This is a genomic window from Pseudomonas sp. NPDC088368 (assembly GCF_044753445.1).
Classification (GTDB): Bacteria; Pseudomonadota; Gammaproteobacteria; order Pseudomonadales; family Pseudomonadaceae; genus Aquipseudomonas; species Aquipseudomonas bambusae.
On the sequence record NZ_JBIVNG010000008.1, the window covers coordinates 21,086 to 30,359 of the forward strand.

General features: G+C 62.4%; 7 protein-coding genes. 5 read left to right on the forward strand and 2 right to left on the reverse strand.

All coding sequences use genetic code 11. From position 1 onward, the window contains the following. Positions 1-234: 234 nt before the first annotated feature. The 3 genes from ACIQAL_RS18215 to ACIQAL_RS18225 all read left to right on the forward strand — a co-directional run bounded on the left by ACIQAL_RS18215 (position 235) and on the right by ACIQAL_RS18225 (position 4,916). On the forward strand, positions 235-1,788 hold the full coding sequence (locus tag ACIQAL_RS18215) for a winged helix-turn-helix domain-containing protein (RefSeq protein WP_401148578.1): 1,554 nt from the start codon (positions 235-237) through the stop codon (positions 1,786-1,788). 14 nt (positions 1,789-1,802) lie between these two features. Further along, on the forward strand, positions 1,803-2,420 hold the full coding sequence (locus ACIQAL_RS18220; RefSeq protein WP_401147920.1) for a response regulator transcription factor: 618 nt from the start codon (positions 1,803-1,805) through the stop codon (positions 2,418-2,420). A gap of 204 nt (positions 2,421-2,624) precedes the next feature. Beyond that, the gene (locus ACIQAL_RS18225; protein ID WP_401147922.1) at positions 2,625-4,916 is read left to right on the forward strand and encodes an ATP-binding protein; all 2,292 of its coding nucleotides are present in this window, start codon (positions 2,625-2,627) and stop codon (positions 4,914-4,916) included. Positions 4,917-5,016: 100 nt separating this feature from the next. Here ACIQAL_RS18225 and ACIQAL_RS18230 read toward each other — a convergent pair whose 3' ends face one another. Then, on the reverse strand, positions 5,017-5,661 hold the full coding sequence (locus ACIQAL_RS18230) for a phosphohydrolase (RefSeq protein ID WP_401147925.1): 645 nt from the start codon (positions 5,659-5,661) through the stop codon (positions 5,017-5,019). A gap of 224 nt (positions 5,662-5,885) precedes the next feature. Between ACIQAL_RS18230 and ACIQAL_RS18235 the strand changes: the two genes are divergently transcribed. Beyond that, complete coding sequence (locus tag ACIQAL_RS18235; RefSeq protein ID WP_401147928.1) at positions 5,886-6,395, forward strand: helix-turn-helix domain-containing protein; 510 nt, start codon at positions 5,886-5,888, stop codon at positions 6,393-6,395. Between the two features lie 318 nt (positions 6,396-6,713). Here ACIQAL_RS18235 and ACIQAL_RS18240 read toward each other — a convergent pair whose 3' ends face one another. Further along, on the reverse strand, positions 6,714-8,033 hold the full coding sequence (locus ACIQAL_RS18240) for an OprD family porin (RefSeq protein ID WP_401147931.1): 1,320 nt from the start codon (positions 8,031-8,033) through the stop codon (positions 6,714-6,716). Positions 8,034-8,311: 278 nt separating this feature from the next. Here ACIQAL_RS18240 and ACIQAL_RS18245 point away from each other — a divergent pair, with 278 nt between their 5' ends. Further along, on the forward strand, positions 8,312-9,232 hold the full coding sequence (locus ACIQAL_RS18245; RefSeq protein ID WP_401147934.1) for a LysR substrate-binding domain-containing protein: 921 nt from the start codon (positions 8,312-8,314) through the stop codon (positions 9,230-9,232). Positions 9,233-9,274: the final 42 nt, after the last annotated feature.

Below are 9,274 nucleotides of genomic sequence, written 5' to 3' on the forward strand. Positions count from 1 at the left end.
CCAACTAATCGTTATCTAACGATCATTAAGCTCACCGAAATTCAGCACGCGTTAGACGGATGGATTACAAGTTCCTACCCCTATGGATAATATCGGTTAATGTTTTTTACTGATTGAATGTTCACTGACTAAAAATGGATCGGCGACGTTGTTCGAGTGCGGGAGCCCAATGGCCACGTTCACGTTCGACGCATTCAGGGCGTGCGAATCCACTCTAAGGACTGCGTGAATAAGATGATAAGTCTCGGTCAGGCTACTGTGTCCCTGGACCTCAGGGACGTTTTCAAAGACGGCGTTGCCCTGCGCATTGGCACCCGCGCGTTCGATATTCTGGAAATGCTGATTCGCCATCAGGGGCAACTGGTCAGCAAGGAACAGATACTTCAGCACGTGTGGCCCGACACCATCGTCGAGGAAAATAACTTGCAGGTGCACATTTCGGCGCTGCGCAAGGCGCTGGGCGCTGACCGCGACCTGATTCGCACGATCCCCGGTCGTGGCTACCTGTTATTGGGCGGCGAGGGTGTCTGGCCTGACGCCACCTTGCAGGACCCGCTGCCCAAGGCGCGGGAAACAACCTTGGGATGGGGACCATCAAGCGCCAGGCATCGACTGCCCGCGAGCGTCGATCTAGTCGGGCGTGAGGCGTTGCTGGACGAGGTGGAGGCCGTCTTGAGCGACGGCCACGCGTTGGTCACCCTGATTGGGCCGGGGGGCGTGGGCAAGACCAGTCTGGCGGTGGTGCTCGGCCAGCAGCGTTTCGACCGCGAGGCAATGCCGGTGTGTTTCGTGCCGCTGGCCGAGTTGCAACGGGGCGATCGGCTGTGCGAAGTGCTGGCGGTCGCGTTGGGCGTCGAACCCGTCGAGGGTGAGCCGCTGGCGGCGAGCCTCTGCCAACACATCGTTCGCCATCCGGGCCTGATTATCCTCGACAACTGTGAGCACCTCATCGACGAGGTCGCCGGGCTGGTCGAGGCCGTGTTACGGGGCGCGCCGTGTGCACGGCTGCTGGCCACGAGTCGTGAGCCCCTGCGGATTGCCGGCGAACGCAGCGTGCAAGTGCCGCCGCTGACGGCGCCCGCACCGGACGCCAGCCGCGAAAACGTGTTGCAAAGCACCTCCGCTCAGCTGTTTCTGCGGCATTGGCGGGCGCTGGACTGCCACATGGGCGGCAGCGGCGACACCGAACTGGACGATTACAGCGTCGAGCTGGTGGGTGAGGTCTGCCGGCGTCTGGACGGTATGCCATTGGCGCTGGAAATGGCGGCGGCCCGGGCCACGGCACTGGGTCTTTATCAACTGGTCGCCAGTCTGGACGACAGCGTTCATCTGCTGACCGCGAGCCTGCGCACCGCGCCGCCACGGCAACAAACGCTGCATGCGTCGCTGGCCTGGAGCTATCGTCTGCTGAGCCGGGACGAACGGGCGGTGCTCAGGCTGCTCGCCGACCTGGATGGTCCATTCACGCTGGAGCAGGCGTGCCATGCGTTGCAGTGCGCGACGCTCGCCCGGGCGTGCATCATGGATTGCATGGTGAGGCTGGCGACCAAGTCGTTGTTGGTGGTGTCGGCCCAAGGACCGTTCCGTTTTTATTGCATGCTGGCGGCAACGCGGGCCTGCCTGCGGGTGGTTCAGACCCAGGAAATCGCCGGCGAAACCCTCAGGCTCGACCCGCGCTATCGTGTTCCCGTCGCTGCACAGGGCGATATTCAACCGCTCAGGGCTGTTCCGTTGGGTCCCGACGGGTATCATCCTCAGGCACACAGAGCACTGGCGTTGAGCCGCTGAAGACGGAAGAGTTTATGAACGCGACACCCCGGGTCTATGTGGTCGACGACGACGCCGCCATCCGTACCGCGCTGCAGCGCTTGTTGAATTCGGAGGACATCGCGTGCAGCGCCTTCGACAGCGCCGCCGCCTTTTTGGCGCACCCGCTCGATGAAGCCCCGACCTGCCTGTTGCTCGACGTCAATCTCGCCCACGGCACGGGTTTCGATTTGCAGGATGAATTGCTGGTGCGCGGCCTGCATTTTCCGATCATCTTCATGACCGGCTACGGCACCATCGCCATGTCGGTCAAGGCCATCAAAGCCGGGGCCCATGAGTTCCTGACCAAGCCATTCGAACCGGAGCACCTCCTGGACCTGGTGCGCGAAGCGCTGGCCGCCGACGCACGCAACCTGTCGGAACGCCGCCTGACGTTTAACGTGCGCGACCGGTTCAATCACCTGACGCCCCGTGAACGACAAGTCATGGGTTTATTGATCACCGGCAAAATGAATAAACAGATCGCTGTCGAATTGGGCACCAGCGAAGTGACCGCCAAAGTTCACAAAAAACATGTCATGGCGAAAATGAACGCACGCAATGTCATCGAACTTTTGAAGATGCACGAGCGGCTCGGTGTCATGACGCAATGAATAACCGCACATTTATACATCTTCAGTAGTTTGAAGTTTATATGTCGTGTGACCTGCCAATCGCATCAACTTTCCGCCCGACAAAGTTGTGCTTATGATTCGCAGGGCCGATGAGTTCCATGCGGTTGTTTACGCCTGTCGAACCCAGGCACGGTCCGCGGGGCACGATCCGGCCCCTGACGTTGAATCTCACCAAGGGCTTTCATGAGCAGCGTTTTTGATGCGCCATCAGGAAGGGCTCCCCGCGACGCGCTCTTCGGGCCGGAGTGGTTGGGGCCGCTCGTCTGGGAATGGCTGCTCGCCGACGGCGAACTGAGCCATTTCCGGGTGAGGCTCCCCGACGGCGGAGGTCAGCAGTGGCGCGTGTTCAGTGCGGCCGCCGGCGCAAGTGACAATGCCACGCGGCGGCTGGAACATGAGTTTTCCCTCGCGGCCCGGTTGTCGCCCCCGTGGGCGCTGCAACCGCTGGCGCTGTTGTCCGACGCATTGCCCAGCGGTCATGGCCTGCTGCTGGTGTCGAGCGATCCGGGCGGGCAGCCGCTGCACGAACTGGCCGATCAACCCTTGTCGATCAAACGTTTTCTGCACCTGGCCATCGGCGCCTCGTCGGCTTTGGTGCATCTACACGCAGAAGGGCTGCTGCACCGTGACATCAAGCCGTGCAATCTGGTGGAAGGGACGGATGGCAGTGTGCGGCTGAGCGGATTTGGACTGAGCGTCGAGGCCGACCCTTCGGGGGCGCTGCCGGTGTCGGATTCAATTTGCGGCACGCTGGCGTACATGTCGCCGGAGCAATCGCGCAGGGTCGAGCGTCACGCCGATCAGCGCAGCGACCTTTACTCCCTGGGCATGACGTTTTACGAGTGGTTGGCCGGCCACTTGCCGTTCGAGGCCCGCGACGCCGTCGAATGGGTGTACTGCCATGTGGCGCGACAGCCACCGGCGCTCAGCCTGTATCGCGGTGACATTCCTCCCGCGCTGTCGGAGCTGGTGCTCAAGTTGCTGGCCAAGAACCCGGACGACCGTTACCAAAGCGCGGCTGATCTGCTGGCGGACCTGCGTTCGTGCAACTGCCAGTGGCAACGGCTTCAGGACATTCCCGCATTGGGCCACGACCTGGCGCCGGCGCGCAGTGAAGCGTACCGGCACGCGCTGATCACGCAGGCGCGGCAGCGGGAGGCGATTCTGGCGTCTCGCGTCAGTGTCACCATTGCCGGAGGGCAGGACACGCTCGACCTCGCGTCGGTCATGAAAGCGGCGCAGGCATTGAGCGAAGAGACCGAGCAGGATCGCCTGATCGAAATCCTCATGCGCACCACCATCCTGCATGCCGGTGCACAGCGGGCGCTGCTGATGCTGGTGAAGAACGAGGCGCCGCTGATCCAGGCGATTGGCCGTGACGACGATGGCGGCCTGCGGATCGAATTGGTGAACCTGACCCCCAGCAAGGCGCACTTGCTCCTGTCGATCCTCTACCGGGTGATGCGTACCCAACAGCGTCTGGTGATCGAGGATGTCTCCGCCGACGGCTACTTCCGCGACGATGAATACCTCCACGAGCATCGTGTGCGGTCCGCGTTGTGCCTGCCGCTGCTCAAGCAGCGCCAGGTGATCGGTGTGCTGTACCTGGAAAACAATCTGGCGCCGGGGGTGTTCACGGCCAACAGAGCCGGGGTGTTGGAGCTCTTGGCCGGGCAGGCGGCCATCTCGCTGGAGACCGCTCGACTGCATCAGGAACTGATGGCGGAAAACGCTCGCCGACACGACATTGAAACCGCGCTGCGCAATGCCAGGGCCAAACTGGCGAGGGTGTCGCAGGTCACGGTAATGGGTGAGCTGGCGGCGTCGATTGCCCACGAAATCAACCAACCGCTGGCGTCGATGGTGTCCAATGCTGCAGCAAGCCTGCGCTGGCTGAACCGGGAGAGCCCGAAGGTCGATGAAGCGCTGTCCGGGCTGCGGGACATCGTGCAGGACGGTCGGCGTGCCGGAGAAATCGTCAATGCCTTGCAGTCTCTCGCGCGACAAGGTGCGCAGCAGCGACGGCGGCTGTTGATCAACGACGTGATCCGTCACGTCGTGGCGCTGACCGTGGTCGAGGTGGAGCAACACAAAGTCCTGATGACCAGCCACCTGACCCGCTCACCGTTGCAGGTCTACGGCTGTGAAGTGCAACTGCAGCAGGTGGTGCTGAACTTGATCCTCAACGCGCTGGACGCCCTGAGCGCGGGCGACCAGGTGCTCAGACGCCTGTCGATCACCAGCGAAGCGGTGCACGATGATTATCTGGTGGTGAGCGTGGAAGACACCGGCCCGGGCATCGCCCCTGAGGACATGGACAAGGTGTTCAACGCGTTCTACACCACCAAGGACAAAGGCATGGGCATGGGATTGGCGATCTGCCGCTCCATCGTCAACGCCCACGGCGGCCAGCTGTACGTCATGCCTGCGCGCTACGGCGGCGCCACGTTCGTCTTCACCCTCCCGGCGGTTTAAGTCGTGAGCTACAAGCTGCAAGCGGCGAGCGGCGAGCGGCGAGCGCTGAACCTGAGACCGCCGCGCACAGCTTGAAGCTTGCCGCTTGAAGCTTGCAGCTTCAATACGGCCAGGTCGACGCCAGCAACCGTTCGCAGAACCCGCCCGCATTCAAATGGTGGTCATGAAACTCCAGCACGTCGGCGTTGATCGTGCCGTAGGTGCTTTGCCGTCGGTGCAGTTGTCCCTCGGCCAGCGCATGCAGGAATTTGATCTTGAACCCGGCTTCGCGGGGGAATGCGTTGAGTACGCAGGCGAGGACACCGGGGCAGAGCGCCTGGCAATGGGTGCCGAGCAAGTCGGTGTCGACGGCCGCCGCCAGCAGCGCCGTCAACGACGGTTTGTGCGAGGGAATGCCGGGGGTGGTGTGCAGAGCGACGGCGTCCCAGACGAGGGCGATGTCATCGCGGGAGCGGCCATAACCTCGCAGGAACTGGGCCGCTGCGTCGGCGCTGTCCACTTCGAAGCGCTGCTGGGAATGGCGATACAGCGTCGTCACGCCGATGCGCAGAAACAATGCGCCGATGTACAGCAGGTCAGGCTCATACCGCAATTCACGGCCTTGCCCGATCAGGCTGGCGAACACAAAGGTGCGTCGGGCGGCATCGAACATCAGTCCGGATTGGGTCGCACGCATCAACTCGGTCGCCGCACGGGCCATCGCGCTGTCGGGGATCGAGATTCCAGCAACATATCGGGTGGTCACGTGCGTCCCTCGCAACGAACCGGGCCTTGGCATGTTCAGACCTTAAACCGCTCGGGCGACTGCGTCTTTGTGCGGCGCCTTAAACGTCCTGAAAGCGTCTGGGTCGGGCTATCTGGCAGGCGCGAATTATTAACCATTCAGAACATTTAATACCCGGAGAAGGACTTTAAGGCCTCTGCGTACCAGACTCCAGACACCGCCCCCTGCGACCTGGAGAGCCCGGAATGAATGCAATCAACTCGACTTTGTACAACGCGTTGCTGGCGTCTTTGCGTGCATTGCCCGACGGCGAGCAACAACTGCTGGAACAGGTGGTGCGAGAGTTGTCATCCCGCGTCGCTTCGAAAACGCAGCGGCCGGAGGTCGAGGCCCCGGCCGAGCGCGTGGCGCTGTCACCCTGGCAGGAGCGGCGGGCCAAGGAACTGATGGCCAGTCAGATGGACAAGGGCCTGTCGATTGCCCGTATCGCCAGCGAATGCTCGCTGTCGCGCAGTCATTTCTCGCGGGCGTTCAAGAAAAACACCGGCCTGTCCCCCCGCGACTGGTTCCTGCAAATGCGACTGGACCGCGCCCGTGGGCTGTTGAGTGAATCGGCGTTGACCATTTCCCAGATCAGCCTCGATTGCGGGTTCGCCGATCAGTCGCACTTCACCCGCGTGTTCACCCGAGTAGTGGGCATTACGCCGTTCAACTGGCGCCGGTCCAAGGCGCACGTGTTGGCGTGTGCGGGGTGAGGTCATCGGATTGTCCGTCGGACTCGCTACTGATTTGATATTGGGTTGGCAGTGTCCGCTTCTGCCCGCAGGGCGTAGGAGCGTTGCTTGCTCGCGATCTGCCGGGGACCGGCAGCAAAACCTGCCACCTCGATTGTGTCAGGCAGACCTCACAATCAGGATTTACTGCCGCTTCGCGCCAGATCGTCTGATCGCAGCCCGGAGCAAGCAACGCTCCTACGCCCTTCGGGCAGAATCAAAAGCACCACCCGGCGCCCACCCTATCGAGACAAGACAGACTGCAACAACATCAAAAGCCGTCACTTCCAACGCTGCGCGTCAAAGCACATTCAACGGGTACTGAACCACCACATACCAGCGATCAATGTCGTCCCCACCTTGCGCGTCGTTGCCGCGATGGGACACATGCGACAGGTTGAACAGCAGGTCTTTCGCCGGGCCTGACTGGACGACGTATTTGACGTCGATGTCGCGCTCCCAATGCCGTCCGCCCTTGCCCTGGATCGGCTGGAAACCTCCCGTCTCTTCGTCGAACGGCTGGTACACCGCGCCTTGAGGGGCGTGAGTGCCGTCGATCTGGCTGCCGCGCACGTAGCGGGTCATGAATTTCAGGCCCGGCACGCCGAGCACGCTGGCGTCGAGGTCGTAGCGCAGTTGCCAGGACTGTTCGTGGGCGCCGTTGAAGTCGGCGTATTTGATCGAGTTGGCGAGGTAAATCGAATCGCCCCCCACAAAGTCGAACGGCGTGTCGCCATCGATTTTTTGCCAGGCGAGGGTGAGTGCCTGACCGCCCAGGCTGTATTTCGTGGACAGGCTCCAGGCCGTGTTGTCGATGGCCCCGGCCCGTGCGCTGCCTTGATCCAGCGTGCGATAGACGTTGGCATCCGTCAGCAATGAGCTGTTGTCGGACGGCACGGCGAGGTAGTGCAGGTTGCCGTAATACTGCCGCCAGGTGTCAGTGAGTTGCGAGCCATAGACCGACCCGCCAAACGGTCCGTCGCCCGTGCTTTCCACGCCCGCCAGGGAGAGCGCGCGACCCCGGGTGCTGGCGCCATAGCCATCGAAATCGCCGTGGGCGGTGGAGGCGTTTTCGTTCTTGAACGCGTTGAAGTGCCCAGCGACCAGTTTCAATCCGTCGACGTCCCGGCTGTCGAGAAACAGGCCAGTGGCGTATTCCGGTTGCAGGCGTTTGTCCCCGGTGTCGAGGACCGGCGTCTCGACTTCCATCTCGCCGATCTTCAGCGTGGTGTTCGAGAGCCGCAGCTTCAGTGCGCCGCCGGCGCTGGCGTAATCGTCTTCGGCCCGGCCGTCGCTGTCCAGCGGCAACAAGCCGGTCCCGGCGCGACCCCGGCCGCTGTCGAGCTTCAGGCCATAGAAACCGTGGGCATCGACGCCGACGCCCAACGTGCCTTGGGTAAACCCGGATTGCAGGTTGGCGATAAAACCCTGGGCCCATTCCTGTCGATAACTCTGATCGGGGTGCCCGGTGCGATAGTCGGTCTGCAGGAAGAAATTGCGCGCCAGGATGTTCAGCGAGGTGCCCGCCAGGAACCCTTGATCCTCGGTCGCGGGGGCGGCCATCAAGGTCGGGGAAGTGGTGAGTAACGCCAGGGACAGCAGGGACAATCGGCTTGCCATGAAACGGCCTTCTGAAGAGTGAACACGCAAGCCGTCAATGTGGCAGGCACGGACGCGCGGGGATTGATGCCCTGTGCGCGTTTTAGTCCGGGAGTGCTGCGTGATAAATGAAGGCGTCAACGTCACGAAGAGCACATTCATGCAAGCCGTACGGCAACCGACTGTGTATATCTGCCCGAGCCGTTTACAGTGCCTCGCTTGTTGTGCATTGTTGACGGGCTCGAACCGTGCGCCGCCCAGCGCGGGCCTTTCCCTCATGCTTACACCGGAATCGATCCATGAATCGCAACGACCTGCGCCGCGTCGACATGAACCTGTTAGTGATCTTCGAAGCGTTGATGTTCGAACGTAACCTGACGCGGGTCGCTGAGAAGCTGTTCATGGGCCAGCCTGCGATCAGTGCCGCGCTGGCGCGTTTGCGCGATTTGTTCGACGACCCGTTGCTGCTGCGCAACGGCCGGGCCATGGAGCCGACGGCCCGTGCGCTGGACATTCTCAAGGAGCTGCAACCTGCGCTCGACACCATTTCCGGGGCTGTGAGTCGCGCCAAGGAATTCGAACCGGCGACCAGTTGCGACGTGTTTCGGATCGGGCTCTCCGACGATGCCGAGTTTGGATTGTTTCCGCCGCTGCTGACGCGCCTGCGGGAAGAGGCGCCGGGGATCATCGTCGTGGTGCGCCGGGCCAATTACCTGCTGATGCCGTCGCTGCTGGCGTCCGGGGAAATTTCGGTGGGCATCAGCTACACCACCGAACTGCCGGCCAACGCCAAGCGCAAGAAACTGCGAGACATCGGCTGCAAGGTGCTGCGGGGCGACAAGCGTCCCGGCACGTTGACGCTGGACGATTATTGCGAGCGGCCGCACACCATGGTGTCGTTCTCGGGGGATCTGAGCGGCAACATCGACCTGGACCTGGCCAAGGTCGGGCGGGCGAGAAGGGTGGTCGTGGCGGTGCCTCAGTTCAGTGGTTTGCGCGGCTTGTTGGCCGGGACCGAGCTGATCGCGACTGTCCCGGATTACGCGGCCTGCGCGCTGGTGGAAGGTTGCGCCCTGCGGGCCGAAGACCCACCGTTCCCCATCGAGCCGGCCGAGTTGTCGATGGTCTGGAGCGGCGTCCACGACAACGACCCCGCCGAACGCTGGTTGCGGGGGCGGATTACCGAGTTCATGTCACAGGAAACGCGGCCGATGCCGTGAGGCGTGGCATTGAATGGCGCAGTTCAAGCTTTTGATTCTGGC